This is a genomic window from Pedobacter chinensis (assembly GCF_003339865.1).
Taxonomy (GTDB): domain Bacteria; phylum Bacteroidota; class Bacteroidia; order Sphingobacteriales; family Sphingobacteriaceae; genus Pedobacter; species Pedobacter chinensis.
Map to the genome: position 1 here is coordinate 65,725 of NZ_QPKV01000002.1, position 17,987 is coordinate 83,711.

15 protein-coding genes are annotated in these 17,987 nt (G+C 34.9%); 8 read left to right on the forward strand and 7 right to left on the reverse strand.

What is annotated here, in order from left to right:
• The first annotated feature begins 14 nt into the window (after window positions 1–14).
• Window positions 15–932: a peptide chain release factor N(5)-glutamine methyltransferase gene (gene prmC, locus DU508_RS01485; RefSeq protein WP_233509374.1), complete on the forward strand. Its 918-nt coding sequence runs from the start codon at window positions 15–17 to the stop codon at window positions 930–932.
• A 320-nt stretch (window positions 933–1,252) separates the two neighbouring features.
• Here prmC and xerD read toward each other — a convergent pair whose 3' ends face one another.
• Window positions 1,253–2,152 carry a site-specific tyrosine recombinase XerD gene (xerD, locus tag DU508_RS01490; RefSeq protein ID WP_115401084.1) on the reverse strand — a complete coding sequence of 300 codons (900 nt, stop codon included), beginning with the start codon at window positions 2,150–2,152 and terminating at the stop codon, window positions 1,253–1,255.
• 200 nt (window positions 2,153–2,352) lie between these two features.
• Between xerD and aroQ the strand changes: the two genes are divergently transcribed.
• Together aroQ and DU508_RS01500 are read left to right on the forward strand one after the other, a co-directional pair.
• Window positions 2,353–2,775 carry a type II 3-dehydroquinate dehydratase gene (gene aroQ, locus DU508_RS01495; protein WP_115401085.1) on the forward strand — a complete coding sequence of 141 codons (423 nt, stop codon included), beginning with the start codon at window positions 2,353–2,355 and terminating at the stop codon, window positions 2,773–2,775.
• Window positions 2,776–2,786: 11 nt separating this feature from the next.
• Window positions 2,787–3,506, forward strand: a complete 720-nt coding sequence (locus tag DU508_RS01500; protein WP_115401086.1) for a peroxiredoxin family protein — start codon at window positions 2,787–2,789, stop codon at window positions 3,504–3,506.
• Here the strand turns inward: DU508_RS01500 and DU508_RS01505 are convergent.
• Together DU508_RS01505 and DU508_RS01510 are read right to left on the reverse strand one after the other, a co-directional pair.
• Window positions 3,503–4,516, reverse strand: coding sequence for a glycosyltransferase family 2 protein (locus tag DU508_RS01505; protein ID WP_115401087.1), 1,014 nt, complete (start codon window positions 4,514–4,516; stop codon window positions 3,503–3,505). The two genes, DU508_RS01500 and DU508_RS01505, sit on opposite strands and share 4 nt — an antisense overlap.
• A gap of 5 nt (window positions 4,517–4,521) precedes the next feature.
• On the reverse strand, window positions 4,522–5,394 hold the full coding sequence (locus DU508_RS01510) for a lysophospholipid acyltransferase family protein (RefSeq protein ID WP_115401088.1): 873 nt from the start codon (window positions 5,392–5,394) through the stop codon (window positions 4,522–4,524).
• 38 nt (window positions 5,395–5,432) lie between these two features.
• Here DU508_RS01510 and DU508_RS01515 point away from each other — a divergent pair, with 38 nt between their 5' ends.
• The 4 genes from DU508_RS01515 to bioB all read left to right on the forward strand — a co-directional run bounded on the left by DU508_RS01515 (window position 5,433) and on the right by bioB (window position 9,802).
• The gene (locus tag DU508_RS01515; protein ID WP_115401089.1) at window positions 5,433–6,044 is read left to right on the forward strand and encodes a WbqC family protein; all 612 of its coding nucleotides are present in this window, start codon (window positions 5,433–5,435) and stop codon (window positions 6,042–6,044) included.
• A gap of 90 nt (window positions 6,045–6,134) precedes the next feature.
• Complete coding sequence (gene corA, locus DU508_RS01520; protein WP_199562628.1) at window positions 6,135–7,256, forward strand: magnesium/cobalt transporter CorA; 1,122 nt, start codon at window positions 6,135–6,137, stop codon at window positions 7,254–7,256.
• Between the two features lie 75 nt (window positions 7,257–7,331).
• Window positions 7,332–8,681 (forward strand): magnesium transporter, encoded by a 1,350-nt coding sequence (gene mgtE / locus DU508_RS01525; RefSeq protein ID WP_115401090.1) that lies wholly within the window; start codon window positions 7,332–7,334, stop codon window positions 8,679–8,681.
• Window positions 8,682–8,800: 119 nt separating this feature from the next.
• Entirely contained in the window at window positions 8,801–9,802 is a 1,002-nt protein-coding gene (gene bioB, locus DU508_RS01530; protein ID WP_115401091.1) for a biotin synthase BioB, read from the forward strand.
• A 63-nt stretch (window positions 9,803–9,865) separates the two neighbouring features.
• Here the strand turns inward: bioB and DU508_RS01535 are convergent, their stop codons facing one another.
• The 3 genes from DU508_RS01535 to DU508_RS01545 form a co-directional block, all read right to left on the reverse strand.
• Window positions 9,866–10,276, reverse strand: coding sequence for an organic hydroperoxide resistance protein (locus DU508_RS01535; RefSeq protein WP_115401092.1), 411 nt, complete (start codon window positions 10,274–10,276; stop codon window positions 9,866–9,868).
• Window positions 10,277–10,311: 35 nt separating this feature from the next.
• Complete coding sequence (locus DU508_RS01540) at window positions 10,312–11,442, reverse strand: glycosyltransferase family 87 protein (RefSeq protein WP_158542113.1); 1,131 nt, start codon at window positions 11,440–11,442, stop codon at window positions 10,312–10,314.
• A 258-nt stretch (window positions 11,443–11,700) separates the two neighbouring features.
• On the reverse strand, window positions 11,701–13,860 hold the full coding sequence (locus DU508_RS01545) for an FUSC family protein (RefSeq protein WP_115401094.1): 2,160 nt from the start codon (window positions 13,858–13,860) through the stop codon (window positions 11,701–11,703).
• A 753-nt stretch (window positions 13,861–14,613) separates the two neighbouring features.
• On the opposite strand from DU508_RS01545, the gene DU508_RS01550 reads away from it, so the two are divergent.
• Window positions 14,614–15,966, forward strand: a complete 1,353-nt coding sequence (locus tag DU508_RS01550) for a PhoH family protein (protein WP_115401095.1) — start codon at window positions 14,614–14,616, stop codon at window positions 15,964–15,966.
• Here the strand turns inward: DU508_RS01550 and DU508_RS01555 are convergent.
• A complete protein-coding gene (locus tag DU508_RS01555; RefSeq protein ID WP_115401096.1) occupies window positions 15,963–17,174 on the reverse strand; it encodes a TCR/Tet family MFS transporter in 1,212 nt (403 codons plus the stop codon). The two genes, DU508_RS01550 and DU508_RS01555, sit on opposite strands and share 4 nt — an antisense overlap.
• Window positions 17,175–17,987: the final 813 nt, after the last annotated feature.

The window sequence follows — 17,987 nt, forward strand, 5'->3', positions numbered from 1 at the left end:
AAAAATAGTAAAAAATGAATGATGGAGATCATAAAACAGACCTGATATGGTTACAAATAAGTAATTTTACAACAATGAAAATCGGAGAATTAGAAGAACATTACGCACTAGAGTTGGCACAGCTTTATGATGAGAATGAAGCCAAAGCATTATTCAGTCTGGCAGCCGAGCGTGTGTTGCAATTTTCGCCAATGAAGTTAAAGGTAATGGGCGATAGTTCAACTGATTTTATTCATCTCCAAAAGATGCTCAGTATACTTAATGATTTGTTGATTGGAAAACCGATACAGCATATTTTAGGAGAAGCACATTTTTATGGTTCTGTTTTTAAAGTTAATGAAAACGTGCTCATTCCACGCCCGGAAACGGAAGAACTGGTAGATTGGATTATTTCAACCTGCAATTCGAAATCTCCATCGGAAAGACTTGATATATTGGATATTGGCACAGGCTCTGGTTGTATCCCTATTTCTTTGAAGAAATATTTGCCATCTTCTGAAGTTTACACATTGGATGTATCTGGAGCTGCAATTGCTGTAGCCAGGGAAAATGCGGCAAATACTGGTATTAGTATTAACTTTATTGAAGCTGATATACTAAACTTTTCAGCTAAAGAAAAATTTGATATCATTGTAAGTAATCCGCCATATATCAGAGATTTAGAAAAGCAACAGATGCACGATAACGTATTGATGTATGAGCCACATTTAGCGCTTTTTGTAAGTAATGAAAATCCGCTTATTTTTTATAAGGCAATTGCCGATTTTGCTAAAACTAATCTGAAATCTGATGGCCTGCTTTATCTTGAAATTAATGAATACCTTGGCTACGAAATGGTTCAAATGTTAAAAGAAAAAGGATTTCTAAATATTGAGTTAAGGCAGGATATGCAAGGTAAGGATCGGATGATTAAAGCGAACCTGCCAAGCTAAAGTTACAAAGGTAGTCTTCATTTTTCTCACGTCATTAATAAAGTTATCTTCAATTGTATTTATGCTTGCTTCGCAGGTCCTCACTGTGTTCGGGAATTACAGTGGCTAACGGATTGTCATTCTGAGTGCAACGAAGACCGCGAAGCAGCTACGAAGTAAATCCCTGACCTACAGGCATTCTACCTGAGTTTACCGCTGACATTTTTGTAAAAGAGTACTCTATTATTAAAGTTTTGTGTTCCATCGCCTGGAGATTATTCGTTAATAACGTTATTTTCAATTGTACTCAAGGTCTTAACTGCGTTTCAGAATGATTAGGCTTAAGACCTCGGATGAAACTGCGTAATTACTTCCCGTAAATAATCCCGATCAATATGTGTATAAATTTCTGTAGTGGTAATGCTTGAATGTCCTAACATTTCTTGCACAGCCCTTAAATCGGCCCCGCCTTCAATTAAATGTGTGGCAAAAGAATGCCTCAACGTGTGCGGGCTGATTGTTTTCTTCAAACCTGTTGCTATAGCCAGACTTTTAATAAGATTAAAAATAGAAATCCTTGAAAGCTTGGCGCCAAAACGGTTTAGGAAGATAAAATCTTCATTGCCCTTTTTGATTTTTACATGAACCCTTACTTCATTTAAATAAATATCCAAAAGTTTTAGCGCCACACCTCCAATTGGTACTAAACGTTCTTTATTTCCTTTACCAATTACTTTAATAAATTCAATTTGTGGAAATAAATTAGAGATTTTTAATTCTGTTAATTCGCTTACCCTTAATCCGCATCCGTACAAAACCTCAATAATCGCCTTATTGCGCATACCTTCAGGTTTTGAAGCATCAATAGCGGCGATCAATTCATTGATTTCATAAATATTAAGCATATCTGGCAGCTTTCTGGTCAGTTTGGGCGCTTCAACTAATTCCATCGGATCATTTTGAATAATATCCTCAATTAGTAAATAAGTGAAAAAAGCCTTTAAACCAGAAATTACCCTCGTTTGTGTGCTGGCATGCATGCCTAGTTCATTGGACCATGAAATGAAAGATTTTATGTCTGCGGCTTTAATTTCGGTTAAGTCTGGTTCCTGATTCAAAGCCTGATAATATTGAATCAGTTTTTTGATATCATTGAGATAGGCATCTACAGAATGATCAGAAAGCGAACGTTCGAGCTTTAAATAAGCTTTAAATCCTTTAATATATGATTGCCAAAGCATGTTTTATTTAAGATTTTTTATAACATTGCAACGTTACAATATTTAAAGTTATAAGTATCATGAAATCATCATGATTTTTCCAACCACACAGGAGGAATGATTAAAATAATGATGGCTTCGTGAAAAATAAAGATAAGCCAGGTTTATGAGTCTATTGATAGCCTTGAAAACAATAGACGAATATTAATAAATTTAAACAGATGAAAATACAAATAATTAACGGCCCTAATTTAAATTTGTTAGGTGTTCGTGAACCATCGATTTATGGAAGTACAAGCATTGAAGATTATATCAAAGAACTGAGATCGCTTTATGCAATTATTGAAATCGATTATTTCCAGAGTAACGTTGAAGGGGAAATCATCAATAAATTACATGAGGTTGGTTTCAGCTATGATGGTATTGTGCTTAATGCGGGTGGTTATACTCATACTTCTGTAGCCATTGCTGATGCAATTGCAGCCATTAAAACGCCTGTAGTTGAAGTTCATGTATCGAACATTTATGCCCGTGAAGAATACCGCCATGTTTCCTTAACTGGTAAAAACTGTCAGGGTGTATTAACAGGATTCGGTATGAAAGGTTACCGTTTAGCCATAGAAAGTTTGTTAATCAATTCATAAAAGTAAAAATCATGATTAAAAAAGTGCTCTCCATTTTATTCATTTCTATTTCCCTTTCGGCCACAGCCCAGGAAACACCTCAAAAACGAAATGTTCTGAATGAACAATCTGTAGTGCGGGGAGAGGATGGAATGGTTTACCCTTACAGTGTTTGGAAAAAAATGATGGCCACTGGAAAATATGGCTTAAAAGACAGAAAAACCAAAACAGAGAGCGGCAAGCCTGAATATGTTATTACCAAACTGGATGAAAAACAGAAAGTGGCGTATTTTGAAGGGGCTCAAAAGCCAAAACCAAGCGAAGCATTCGTTATTTATCAGGTTTTCACTGGCATAAAAGTTACTGATATGAATGGTCAGAAATTTGACTTGAGAAATCTTGATGGAAAAACCCTGGTACTTAATTTTTGGTTTACGGATGGCAATTCCTGTAAAACCCTTATTCCGCAATTGAATGATCTTTACGATGATTATAAAGACAATAAAGATGTAATTCTTTTAGCTGTTTGTAATAACGATAAGTACAAAATCAATGATTTTTTGAAAGAAATTCCCTATAAATTCAACATCGTGGCTGATGCCCGTGATGTATCAAAAAAATACAATGTAAAAAGCTATCCAACTACAGTTGTTATTGATAAAAATAATCAAGTGAAGCTTAGCAGTGAAGGTACTTCATCCAGTACTGGTTATTGGATTAAAAAAGCCATAGAAGAATCGCTTGCCCGTTAATTCAACTGTGTAAAATATTTTATTTTTTTGATAAAAAATGCCCAGACAATACTTTTATGGTAAACACCTTCGTGTTTTGTATATGGTTTTTGAATGGCTGTTCTTTTTTTGTTGGTTTTGAAAATCGACTTGATAAAGTGCCAGTGTCCTTTACTCACAGCCATGGTAAATTTTGGTTTTCCAGATAACAGAAAGTGCCACCAGGCTATAAAATCGATCCACATTCTGATGAAAATTCGAAATAATGCATCTTTTGCAGGAAGATTTTTCTGCATAATGATGAGGTTGTTTCTGAAGTTAAGATACGTTTTAAAGGGATTTTCTGTTTGCAAAGTTCCTCCACCAACATGATAAACTTCTGCTTTAGGGCAGTACATAATCTTGTAGCCCAGATTTTTTAATCGCCAACACAAATCGATTTCTTCCATGTGTGCAAAAAGATCGGCATCTAAACCACCTGTTTCTTTCCAATACTTACTTTTAATGAAGAATGCCGCACCGCTGGCCCAGAAAATTTCTTTTTGCTCATCGTATTGGCCCTTGTCATCTTCATAAACATTAAATAACCTACCACGGCAAAAAGGATAGGCATAAATATCAAGATAACCACCCGCTGCACCAGCGTACTCAAATTGATTTTTATTAAGTTGCCATTTAATTTTAGGCTGAGCCGCAGCAATCAGTGCATCGCTTTCCATTAAATCAATTATTGGTTTGATCCAATTCGGTGTTACCTCAACATCAGAATTTAACAGCACAAAATAATCAGCTTCAACCTGTTCTAAAACTTTGTTGTAACCACCTGCAAAACCGTAATTTAATTCGTTTTTAATTATTTTAACGGTAGGGAAATTTGCTTGCAAAAACTCCACAGAATCATCAGTCGAAGCATTATCGCCAACAATTATTTGCAGGTTATCATATTCAGAAAGTAATATTCCTGGTAAAAATTGTTTCAGAAATGCACTACCATTCCAGTTTAAAATTACAACAGCTACTGAGGGATTCATTCTTGTTATTCGGGTTTAAATTTCCAGCGTTTGTGGCTCCAAAGCCAGTATTGCGGCTGTTCCTTAATAATATCTTCTAAAAATTTAAAGTGTAAATTAGTAATTTCAAATTCATTCATGGTTGATGGATTAAAACACATTGGCAAAACATCAACATGATAATAACCTTTTTTAACCACCCTTACCTTGAAATAATAAATTGGGCGATTTGTGGATTTTGCAATTTTTTCTACTCCCAAAAGTGCGGCGGTTGGCTGATGCAGAAAATCAACAAAATACTTTGTTTCTTCACGTGTAGGTGCCTGATCACTGGCAAAACACAATAACGTAGGTTCATTTTTATAGGTTGCCATCCCTCTTAAAGTCTGCCGCATGGCAATAAAAATATTGCCATATTTGGTTCTGAAAGCATCAAACCACGATTCGAAAATTTTATTGCTAATGGGTTTATAGATAACCATTGTTTTAGCGGAAATGCTTAAACCTAAAGCTAAAGTACCCAATTCCCAATTCCCATAATGCCCTGTACAAGCCAGTACACTTTCGCCTGCTTCAAAATGCTTTTCAATTTGTTCCAATCCGGTAAACTTCACTCTTTTTAAAGTTTCCTTTTTAGAAATGGTTGTCATTTTAATGATTTCAAAAATCAATTCAGCTAAATATTGGAAGAATTTCCGTTCAATACTGATAATCTGATCAATTGATTTTTCTGGAAATGAATGAATTAAATTCTGCCGAACAACTTTTTTTCGGTAACCGATTATGTAATACAGAAGATAATATAGTAATCTTGCAAAAAAAAACAAAAGGGGCAGGGGCAATAGCGACAATAAGTATAAAAAAAATACGCTAAGGTGCGCAATCCCTCTTTTAATCATTATTTTTATTCGTTTCAGCTACAAACATAAATTTTCAAATGCAGAATACAGCTATACTTCCATTATTTTATCTTCCTCCAGTTGGTTATTTTAGTTTACTACAACGTGTTGGTCAGGATTTTTTAATTGAAAAACATGAACATTTAGCTAAGCAAACTTACCGTAACAGAGCCAGCATTTATTCTCCAAATGGAAAATTAGATTTAACAGTGCCCTTGGTTAAAGGTTCAAAAACACATACTAAAATGAAAGATGTACGGATTAGCTATGATTTTAACTGGCAACGTTTACACTGGTTAAGTTTAGAAACCTGCTATCGCAGTTCAGCTTATTTTGAGTATTATGAAGATGAATTATCTCGTTTTTATAAAGAAAAATTTGAATTTTTATTTGATTACAATCTGGAGCTTATGGAGTGGCTTAACAAAAAACTTAAGTTAAGCGTCACTCTAAATACAACAACATCTTATGAGGATGAAATCGTACCTGAACTGGACTTTCGAGGTATGATGAATCCGAAAAAAACTGATGATATTGTAAACAATAAACCATATTATCAGGTTTTTGAAGACAGGCATCAGTTTTTGCCTAACTTGAGTATTGTGGATTTATTGTTTAATCAGGGTCCGCAAGCCAGATTATATTTATAAGTAATATGAAACCGTCATGATTTTCAAAATGACACAGTGGAATGAATGAAACATGACAGCTTCATTACCTTTTAAAACAAATTTATACGAATGAAAAAAAACAAGCCTCGTAATCGTCATAAGCACTATAAAGTTCCTGAACCTGGTACAAGTCCTGGCTTATATACCATCGATGAGGAGGCTTTGAAACCAGTCATTATTCTGCACACCTACAATGAAAAATCATATAAAAAAGAGGAATTAAAGAATATCAATAACATTGATAAACTAATTCAAAGTAAGGATTTTTGTTATTGGTTTGACATCAAGGGCTTAGCTGATCCAAATATATTTGAAACGCTTTATAATAAACTGGATATCAGTCGATTGGTTTTAGAAGATATTACCAGTACTTATCAACGCCCAAAGCTCGATGAATACGATAATGATAAGTATATTTTTGCCGTAAGCAGACATCTTTATTTAAATGATGAAGATGTTTTAAATAATGATCAGGTATCATTTATCTTATCAGAACGTACACTCATTACTTTTCAGGAAACCTATGCAGATTGTTTTGAACCAGTAAGAAAACGTTTGGAAGTAGGAAAAGGTAACATTCGCATTGGCGGAAGCAGCTATTTGATGTATGCGATCATGGATGTGATTGTTGACAATTATTTTACCCTATTGAATTTTTGGGGAGAGGAATTGGATGCGATTGAAGACAGGCTTTACGATCATCCCGATAAAAGGATCATGTATGATACACAGGCCATAAAAAGATCATTAATTACGATTAGAAAAGTAGCCTGGCCAGAACGCGATAAACTGAGTGACATCATTCGTACTGATAGTCCGTTAATATCTGAATTAGCGAAAACCTATATGAAAGATGCCTATGATCATTGCATTCAAATCATCGATTTTATCGAATCGTTAAAGGAAATTGCTTCTGCTAATATTGATATGAATCTCTCCATTATCAGCAACAGGATGAATGAGATTATGAAGGTACTGACGATAATATCATCAATATTTATTCCTTTAACCTTCATTGCGGGTATTTATGGAATGAACTTCAGTCGGGAAGATCCAGTGACAGGAAAGGTAATGCCTGCTAATATGCCCGAGCTTTATAGTCCGCATGGTTACGTGTGGACATGGATTGTGATGGGTGTTATTGCTGTAGCACAGGTTATTTATTTTTGGCGCAAGGGTTGGTTTAAATAATTGACACACCAAATATTCATTGGGGTCATTTAACTAAATTGAGCATAATGCTTTAGTTTTTGGTCAGGTTAAGATATGCAATCATTCGAGATAGATAAGAGCGATGTACTCAAGGTTAAAAATGCGATTTTAGCCGGAGATGAAACCTTAAAAGAGGTGTTGGAGGAATATCATGCCTCAGAAATCGCCATTCTATTTGAACGTTTAGATAAATCTGAGCAGCAACATATCATCAACTTACTTCCTGCCGAAACAGCATCTGAAATTATCTCTGAAATGGATGAAGAATCTCATCCTGAGAATTTACTTTTTCAACTTCATCCCGATAAGCGTACTGAAATTGTTGAGGAACTTGATTATGATGATGCCACAGACATTATTTCCCAACTTGAAGATCATGAACAGAAAGAGATCCTTGAAGATCTGAACGAGGAAGATGCATCAGAGATCAGAAATCTTTTAACTTACGACGAGAAAACCGCTGGAGGTTTGATGAATACAGCATTGATCTGCGTAAACATCAATCTTACAAAAAAAGATGCCATTGATGAAATTATCCGTCAGAGCGAAGAGATGGAAGAATTCTATACCATTTACGTAGTAGATGACGAAAAGATTTTCAAAGGCATTGTCTCTCTTAAAGATATCATCAAGGCAAAACATAACGCTCAAATCACTGAGCTGGTAAACATGGATGCCGTGTATGTCCACCCGAATACCGATCAGGAAGAAGTGGCTAATTTAATTTCCCAATACAACTTAACCAGTATTCCGGTAATTGATGATACCCAAAAGTTATTGGGGCGTATAACATTTGATGATGTGATTGATGTAATGGAAGCAGAAAGTACTGAAGATATTTTGAAGATTTCTGGTGTATCTGAAGATGAAGAATTGAGTGGCAACTGGATCGAGGCAGTAAAATCGCGTTTGCCCTGGTTAATCATTAATCTCGGAACTGCATTTTTAGCATCATCAGTAGTTCGGTATTTCGACCCAACAATTAAATTAATTCCATCGTTGGCTGCATACATGACCATTATTGCAGGTATGGGAGGAAATGCTGCTACCCAGGCACTTGCTGTAACGGTTAGGCGTATCTCACTTTATGATTTAACAGACAATCAAGCTTACAGAACAGTTTTAAAAGAGTTTACAGTAGGCTTAATTAACGGTGCTGTAAATGGTTTAATTGTATTTATTTTCGCTTTCTTTTTTGATGGAAATCCAATGCTTGGTTTAGTTATCTTCCTGGCAATGACGGGAAATCTATTGATTGCCGGAGTAACTGGTGCGGGAATTCCGCTAATTTTAAAGCGTGTTGGAATCGATCCGGCCATTGCATCCTCTATTATTATTACTACTTTTACCGATGTTTTTGGCTTCCTGCTGATTTTAGGATTGGCCAGTAAACTATTATTATAATCAGGATTGCTTGATTTTGGGATTTCGATATAAAAATGAAATATTGTAACCTAAAACTTAAAATCCTGTAAATTAATTGAGATGATTTTTAATCCTTAAATTCAAAAATTCTGATCCCGATGCAAACAACAAGACACGATTGGACCAAAGAAGAAATATACGAAATTTACAACAGGCCATTTTTAGATTTGGTTTATGAGGCAGCAACTATCCACAGAGAAAATAAAGATTATAATGAAGTTCAGGTAAGTTCATTAATCTCAATCAAAACCGGTGGCTGCGCCGAAGATTGTTCATACTGCCCGCAAGCTGCACGTTATCATACCGACTTAGAAGTGCAACCTTTAATGCAGGTAAGCCAGGTAGTAAGCGCGGCTGTTAAAGCAAAAGAGGGTGGGGCCTCACGTTTATGTATGGGAGCAGCCTGGAGAGAAGTTCGCGATAACCGCGATTTTGATCGTGTGATAGAAATGGTAAAAGCGGTTAATGATATGGATATGGAGGTTTGCTGTACATTGGGTATGCTTACAGAAAATCAGGCTCAACGCTTAGCCGACGCAGGTTTATATGCTTATAATCATAATATCGACACTTCTGAAGATGACTACAAACGCATTATATCAACCAGAACTTACGATGATCGTTTAAACACGATCAAAAATGTAAGAAAAGCAAAATTAACGGTTTGCAGTGGTGGCATTATTGGTTTAGGTGAAACAGTTGAAGATCGGGTATCCATGCTTCAAACTCTATCCAACATGGAAAAACATCCTGAATCGGTTCCGGTTAATGCCCTGGTACCCGTAAAAGGTACTCCGTTGGCAGATCAACCTCGCGTTCCAATTTGGGATATGGTAAGAATGATTGCCACAGCACGTATCGTAATGCCTAATTCGGTTGTACGTTTATCGGCAGGAAGAAATGAAATGAGCACACTTGAACAAGCTTTCTGTTTTATGGCCGGAGCTAGCTCTATTTTTGCGGGCGATAAATTGTTGACTACGCCAAATCCTGCTTTTGTAGATGATATGGCCATGTTTGAACTCCTCGGTTTGAAAACACGCGATGCATTCAAAAACGGCCGGCCAGCAAATACCAGAATTGAACAGGAAGCAGTTTAGCTTCTAAAAAGGATAATAAAAAAAGCGGCCGAAGCCGCTTTTTTTATTATAAGCAATTTAATTTTAAACCGCTGTTACTCTTACTTCAATATTTCCTTTTGTAGCTTTTGAATATGGACAGGCTCTATGAGCCTTATCTGCCAATATTTGTGCTTCTTCATGTGATATTCCTGGAATATGAACGTCTAAATCAGCCGATAACACAAATGAGTTTCCATCTTTATTAAACGAAACCAGCACTTTCACATTTGCTTCACTAACATCTACACCCTCACGTTCGGCAACTGAACCTAAAGCACCTAAATAACATGGACCCCAAGCCGCTGCAAATAATTCTTCCGGATTGGTAGCTCCTCCCTGTCCGCCAAGTTCTTTTGGTTTTCGTAATTCAAAATCCAGAATCCCATCGCTTGATTTAATGTGTCCATCTCTTCCTCCGGTTGCTGTAACTTCAGCTGTATATAGCTTTTCCATAATGTTTTTTATTTAGATAAGATTAACAAACAGTTCTAAGCATTGTTTGGATTTAGCTGTTTGGATTCTTCTGATGGTAAGCTTTGGTAAAAGGTTGCCTTATAAATAATAAGTAACCAGACAATAAAAAACGGCACACTTAACATCGACATGAACATTGGGTATTGCTTGCCTATTTTCGGGAAAATGGCCAAAGGTAAATTACAGGCAAAAATCAATAATATCGCGAGGATAATCTTTTTTGTCCGGCCTGTTTTATCGGATATATACCAAATGCCAACTCCGGCAATACTGATGATATAAGTACAATCTTCTGCACCAGAGCTGAACAAAACCGGAAATAATAATGCTGAAGCTAAAATATAGAGCTGAAACTCCTGTTTTCTATAATTTTTAATGTTTAAAAAAGGAAGCAAAAACAAGATACATCCGCTGATAATGGCAGGAGCATTTGACATATTGGGCAAGTTCAGGATACTTCTTATAAAGCCCAAAATTGATAAATCAGAAGTGCTATCTGCAATGTTGGTTTGATTCTTATGCACCAGAGAGTGATACCAATCCTGATAAGATTGAATAATAAAATCAGGGGATGAAAACAACATGGGAAACACAAACAAGATAATCGACCAGATAATAAGGTATAAAATAAAACGAGGTTTATCTTTTACAAAAAAGAAAAATGCCAGTCCCATAATGCCATATAACTTTATAAATGTACCTAACACAATAAAAGCTGCAGACCAAAACCCTCGATTTCTGTTCAATTGAGTGAAACTTAGAATGATCAGTGCACCAGCCGTTGGGTTAAACTGTTCACTAAGCATTGATACAACTAAGCATGGTAAAGCAATATAACCAATCGTTCTTTTAGCCTGATCAGAAATATTTAAAGTTTGAATTGCCTGAAATAAAACTATACCATTGAAAATATTCCACAGAAATAACCCGATTCCATTGGGTAGCCAGGCAAACGGTGCTACCAATACACTAAAGATTGGTCCGTAGTGATTGGAATCTTCGTGATAACCGGGATAAAGCAGGTATAAGTTTTGTTGATGAATAAGATTTCTCCAGGTGTTTTCAAAAATCAGATAATTGTTATACCGAAACGTAGCCAGTCCTTGTATGGAAAAAATAATGGTAATGATTAACCAAACAATCAATATAGAATGGTTTTTATTTAAGGAATGATAGAATTTTTCTAGGTTTCGTATAAAAAAAGCTGAATGCATTAGGAATAAAACATTAATTTGATTAGTGTCAAAAATAGCTCTTTTAATAAGAATATGAAATAAATGATTACCCTTATAGTAACAGCATCCAGATTATTGATTCAACTATATTTAAAAGAAAGGATTTGGAAGATAAAAGTTAGCATGTAATGCTCAAATAGTGTTCAACCTAAATGTCGATACCACTTATTAGATTTTGATTTTTACGGTCAGTTTATAAATATCGTAGGCAACTTTCTGAATCAAATCAAATTGTTCAGGAATGAGATCTTCTCCCTTTTTAATATTCAGCCCTGTATCATTTAACCTGATCAGTGGCACATTGTCAATCGTGTTTTTTCCTTCAATCAAATTGTTGATCGCGGTATCGAGCAAATAATCAGTATTTTTTGCCATTGGTTTCAACACATCAAAATTTTCAAAAATAAACTGATGTTCCTTATTATATAACGATAGTGTTGCCACGTAAGAAGAAAGCAAATGGCTTAATGCTGTGAATTGATGAACTTCTTTAATAAATAATTGCTTGCTTTTAGGTTCTGAAAACATCCTTTGAAATAAGGATGCTAAATTAGCTGTACTTACGTAAACTTCCTTTCTGGCTAATTTATATTCTGTACGGTTATAAACTTTTTCAAAATATAACCGAACAACCTGTTCATAATAAGCTTTATTTGCTTTAATAATATTTACCATGGCCTCCTTAAGTTTTTCATGTTCCCAGGTAGGGAAAAGTGAATAACTGGCTAACAATGCAATTCCAGATCCAATAAAAGTATCATAGATTCTCTCTCGGGCCAGTGCGATAGATCCCATACCTAAAAAATCGAACAGAATTAAGATATAGGGCGTCATGAAAAGTACACTGACAACATAATTTTTCCTTTGGAAACTATAACTGCCAATCATGCAAATCAGCAATATTATAAACAATATATTTTTGTCATGAATGTAACTCAGCACCGCCATTCCTATAAAAGCACCAATGGTTGTTCCAATTAAACGCTGATAATTGCGCTCTTTTGTTAAGCTAAAACCAGGTTTTGAGATAACTAAAATGGTAAGTAGAATCCAATAGCTATGAGAAAAATCCAGAATTTGAGAAACCACAAAGCCCAGCGACATTACAACTGTTACCCTTAACGAGTGCCTGAAAGTTGATGAACTATAAGTCAGGTTCTCTTTAAATAAGTCGAAATCAAATTTTTGCCTGGTAATAAATTTTTCTGTATCAACCTCAGCCTGTCGTATATCCTTGCTGCTTCTCACTTTAAAATAGCTGAATATTGTTTTAACCCTCGATAAAATATTTTCGATGTTAACCTCAATGTTTTTCAGGGCAATAATTCCAATTGTATTATATTCCTGATTGGTATTGTTTTTCTCTAAATTATTGATCTTGATTTTTAATCGTTCAATTTCAATCAGTAAACGTTTTGATAAAACGGGTTTTCCGCCACTTTTCAAAGCAAAGGCAACATCATCAAGTGCATAAGAAATACGTTTTATGGCCATTTCATAATCAGATAATATGCCGGCTTTATCAAATTGATCATGTAATTGCTGATAATTATAGTAGGTAGACATGACTTGCTCAAACAAATCCACCATATCTACAAATACCAGAAGCAAAAAGCGACCTTCAGGGGTAGAATCCCTTACAATTTCTCTCGTTCTAAAAAGCAATTCTCTAACGGCATCTTGTTTTTCATGAACAGAAACCTGTAACTGTATTAAATCAGCATAGGTTTTTTCATAATTGTTATTCTGATGGTAGAACTTTGCTTTTTCTCTCAAAAATTCTGCAACTTCTAAAATAGAATCACTTAACGATTGCTGAACCAAACGGAAGGGGCGAAGGCGATAAACAAAATAGCTTAAGCCAGTGTACCAAAGGCTTCCTGCAAGAATCATTAGAGCATGAACGATCACTTCTTTCCATGGACGAACATCATCTATGCTGAGTACCATAATGAGTAAAACAGCTGTTCCTACTGCGGCAGCCCTAACTCCATAGATGTAAAACATGGAAAATATAAAGCTTGATATCGCCAATAAGAAACCAATGAAATAATGATTTTTATTGGTTAAACCCGTTATAATGGAAAATACAAAAATCAGTGCCGTGGTAATAAACATGGCATTGCGCCTATGAACCATTGGCCCCGGACTATCTACCACACTAACACATAAAGCACCGAGAGATAGCGTCATGCCATAGGTAAGCATTCCAAATTGTGCTAAAATAAGTGAGGGGAGGAGAACGCCAATGGTAATGCGCAAGCCGTCGGCAAAGTACGTACTCAATAAAAAATCTTGAATATTTCTAATCGGTTGCCTGATCTGCATGTTACAAAAATAACATAATACAGATGTTTTTTGTTGTGATGAAAATTAAGTTTTTCTAAAATATTTAAATTTTAAGCAGAATTACACTATCAAACTGAATACTAAAATGTTACATTTTGTTTATAAGTTTAAACTACCTAAATGTTAATAACCTTTAGTAAACGTTACTCATTACACTAAAATCAGCAAAAAAGCGAATTTAACTTGTTGATAAATAGCTATTTTACGTTAATAACTTTGTTTATAAAAACAAGTATTTTTCTCTTGACAAAATACTGATTTGACACTAAATTAGATCATATCAATTACGAAGTACTTTGAATTCTGATAAAACAATCCAAAAGAAGTGAGGCACCGAAAGGGAAATCGTTTCGGATGTGTTAACAGGGAAAACGATTAGCTTCAGAAAGGGTTAAACCGAGTAAGAATATACATTAGCCATCGAAAGATGGATAGTAAGAAAATCGCACAGGCCCAAACAGAGCTTATTGAAAACTAGGAAGTTTACGGACGGAATAGTTGGAAATAAATTTTCACGAGTCGTAAAAGTTGCAAAACCTAACGAAAACGGAAAAATCAAAGTAACAGGAATTAGATGCTTTAAACACAACTACGGTTGTTTTAAGGTTAAAACGGGGAACTGAATCGAAAGAAGAAGAACCCCGTTTTTATTTTGCCTGAATTTTAATCGTATCACATAAAAAGAATAGCAAATTTTTCCGCTTATTATCCCTAAAACATTAAATTTACCAAATGGCCACAAAAGGTAAATTAGCTTCAAATCCATCAAAAAAGATTTTCGTTTTAGATACATCGGTAATTTTATATGATCACGATGCTATTAATAATTTTCATGAGCATGATGTTGCCATTCCGATTCAGGTTTTAGAAGAGCTGGACAATTTTAAAAGTGGCAACGATACCCGTAATTTTGAGGCAAGAAGTTTTATCAGATTAATAGATCAAACATCAAAGCAGAAACTAATTAGTGATTGGGTTGCACTGAAAGCAGAAAAAGCAGGAATGTTCAGGGTTGTCTTCAACGAAAAACCTTTAAAGGTTGATGCAGAAGAAGTTTTTGGAAAAGGTAAAACTGACCATAAAATTTTAAATGCAGCTTTAAGTTTAAAAGAAGAAAATCCGGATAAGAAGGTTGTTTTGGTTTCGAAAGATATTTGCCTGCGACTAAAAGCCAAAGCACTTGATTTATTTGCTGAAGATTATGAAACAGGAAAAATCAAAAACGTTGACGAGCTTTATGCGGGCAAAACAGAACTAACAAACTTCTCAGAAGTTATTATTGATGAAGTTAAAAAAGGAAACATAATCAATACAACAAGCATTGATTTTCCCTTTAAAGATGGAAATCATTTTTATGTATTAAAGAATAAACGTAAAACTGCAAATGTGTTTTATAATCACAATCTTAAAACCATTTCTTCTGTTTCTATCGATACTGTTTTTAAAATCAGACCAAAAAATATAGAGCAGGCTTTTGCCATTCATGCATTATTAGATCCCGAAATCAAATTGGTAAGTATTCAGGGTAATGCCGGAACGGGCAAAACATTATTAGCCATTGCGAGCGCTTTAGAACAACGCAAAAATTTCAGGCAAATTTATGTAACCAGGCCCATTGTTTCTTTAAGTAATAAGGATATTGGCTTTTTACCTGGAGATGCAAAATCTAAAATTGACCCATTTATGGCTCCGATATGGGATAATTTGCGCTTTATTAAAGAGCAGTTCATTGGCGATGATAAAATGTCGGAAAAGATTGATGAATTGATTACAACCGAAAAAATCGCCATTGCACCTTTAGCTTTTATAAGGGGTAGAACTTTAACCAAAATTTTCTTCATCATTGATGAAGCTCAAAATCTAACACCTCACGAAGTGAAAACCATAATATCCAGAGCTGGCGAACATACCAAAATCGTTTTTACAGGCGATATTTACCAGATCGATACCCCTTATCTGGATTCAGAAAGTAATGGTTTATCTTACCTGATTGAAAATGCTAAAAATCATCCGCTTTACGCACACATTACGCTGCAAAAAGGAGAACGAAGTGAATTGGCTAATTTAGCCAATGAGCTGCTTTAATGATATTTTTTTAGCGCCCTTATTGCAATGAATAATCCGATCAAGGTAAGCAATGCACTAACTATAAATGGTGCACCGGGAAAATATAATGGTGTTCCATCCTGAATAAAGTAAACGAAAATATGGCTGGCCAACCAAGGGCCAATAATAGCCGCCAAACTCTGCAAGCTTGTGGTGATTCCTTGAATTTCGCCTTGGGCATTCTCAGGTACCTGATTTGAAATAATACTTTGCATGGCTGGTCCGCCAATTCCAGCCAAACAATACGGAATGATAAAAAGCATCATCATTAATCCACTGGAGGCAAAAGCAAAACAAACAAAACCGATCACATATAATGTTAATCCAAAATAAATGGCTTTTCGATTTCCGATTTTAGGAATGATGATTCTGATTAACCCTCCTTGTACCACTGCAACCATTAAACCAACTACGCCAAGAGAGTAGCCAATCATTGTTGAATCCCATTGAAATTTTTCGATCACGTAATAAGACCAGTTGGATTGAACGGAATGACTGGCGATATATAATAACAGAAGTGTAGCCAGTAAACCTAAAATGGCTGGATATTTTGATGCATTTAGAAATGAACCTACAGGATTGGCTCTTTTCCAGGAAAAATCTCTTCTTTTTTCTTTTGATAAGGATTCAGGGAGGATGAAGTAGCCATAAAGCCAGTTTACCAGTGCTAAACCAGCCGATATCATAAATGGAACGCGTAAGCCAAAAGTACTGAACAAGCCTCCAATAACAGGACCCAGAATAAAACCAACACCAAACGCTGCACCAACCATTCCAAAATTTTGTGCCTTCTTTTCAGGTTCAGAAATATCAGCAATATAAGCCATTGCTGTTGTAAAACTTGCTCCGGTTATTCCTGCTATAATCCTACCAATAAAGAGCCAGAAAATAGAGGGAGCAAACGAAAGAAAGATATAATCTATACCCAAACCAAATAATGAGAAAAGAAGAATAGGCCTTCTGCCGTATTGATCACTTAAACCACCCATAATAGGCGAGAAGATAAACTGTGCCAATGCAAAGGCAACCATTAAATAGCCACCATAATCTGCCGCTATGCTAACACTACCACCAGTAAATTCCTGAATCAATTTAGGTAAAACAGGAATAATAATTCCGAAACCTGTAAAATCAATCAGTAGCGTTACCATGATGAAGATCATGGCCGATTTTTTCTTTTTTGCCATTATAATATTGGGGTTATGAAGCAAAAATAGAATTTTACCGCAATTTAATTTTAAGAGTTGACAACTTAATAGCCACTGAAAAAGAAAGTTGTCAACTCTGGAATAAAACTTAGTTTGTCTCAGAGTTTATAGATAAATAAGTTTCTGAATCAATTTTAAGAGTTGACAACTTAATAGCCATTGAAAAAGAAAGTTGTCAACTCTGGAATAAAATTTAGTTTATCTTAGAATTTTTATAGATAAATAAGTCCTGAATCAAATTTTAAGAGTTGACAACTTATAGCCATTGAAAAGGTAAGTTGTCAACTCTGGAATAAAACTTAGTTTGTCTCAGAGTTTATAGATAATAAGCCCTGAATTAATTTTAAGAGTTGACAACTTAATAGCCATTGAAAAAGAAAGTTGTCAACTCTGGAATAAAATTTAGTTTATCTTAGAATTTTTATAGATAAATAAATCCTGAATCAATTTTAAGAGTTGACAACTTAATAGCCACTGAAAAAGAAAGTTGTCAACTCTGGAATAAAACTTAGTTTGTCTCTGAGTTTATAGATAAATAAATCCTGAAATTTTAAGAGTTGACAACTTAATAGCCATTGAAAAAGAAAGTTGTCAACTCCGGAATAAAACCCACTTAAATCAGGCATGAGGTAAACCCTCAAAACTGCCAACGTTAGAATAAAAAATTAGGATAGACAAAGAATAGTTGCAAATTGTATTTTTTATGAAAATGATTTAAACTAGGCTTCAATGAATTAAAAGCAAAGCAAGGTTTTAAAACCTATACCCAAAGCTCAAAACTTTTCCACAATG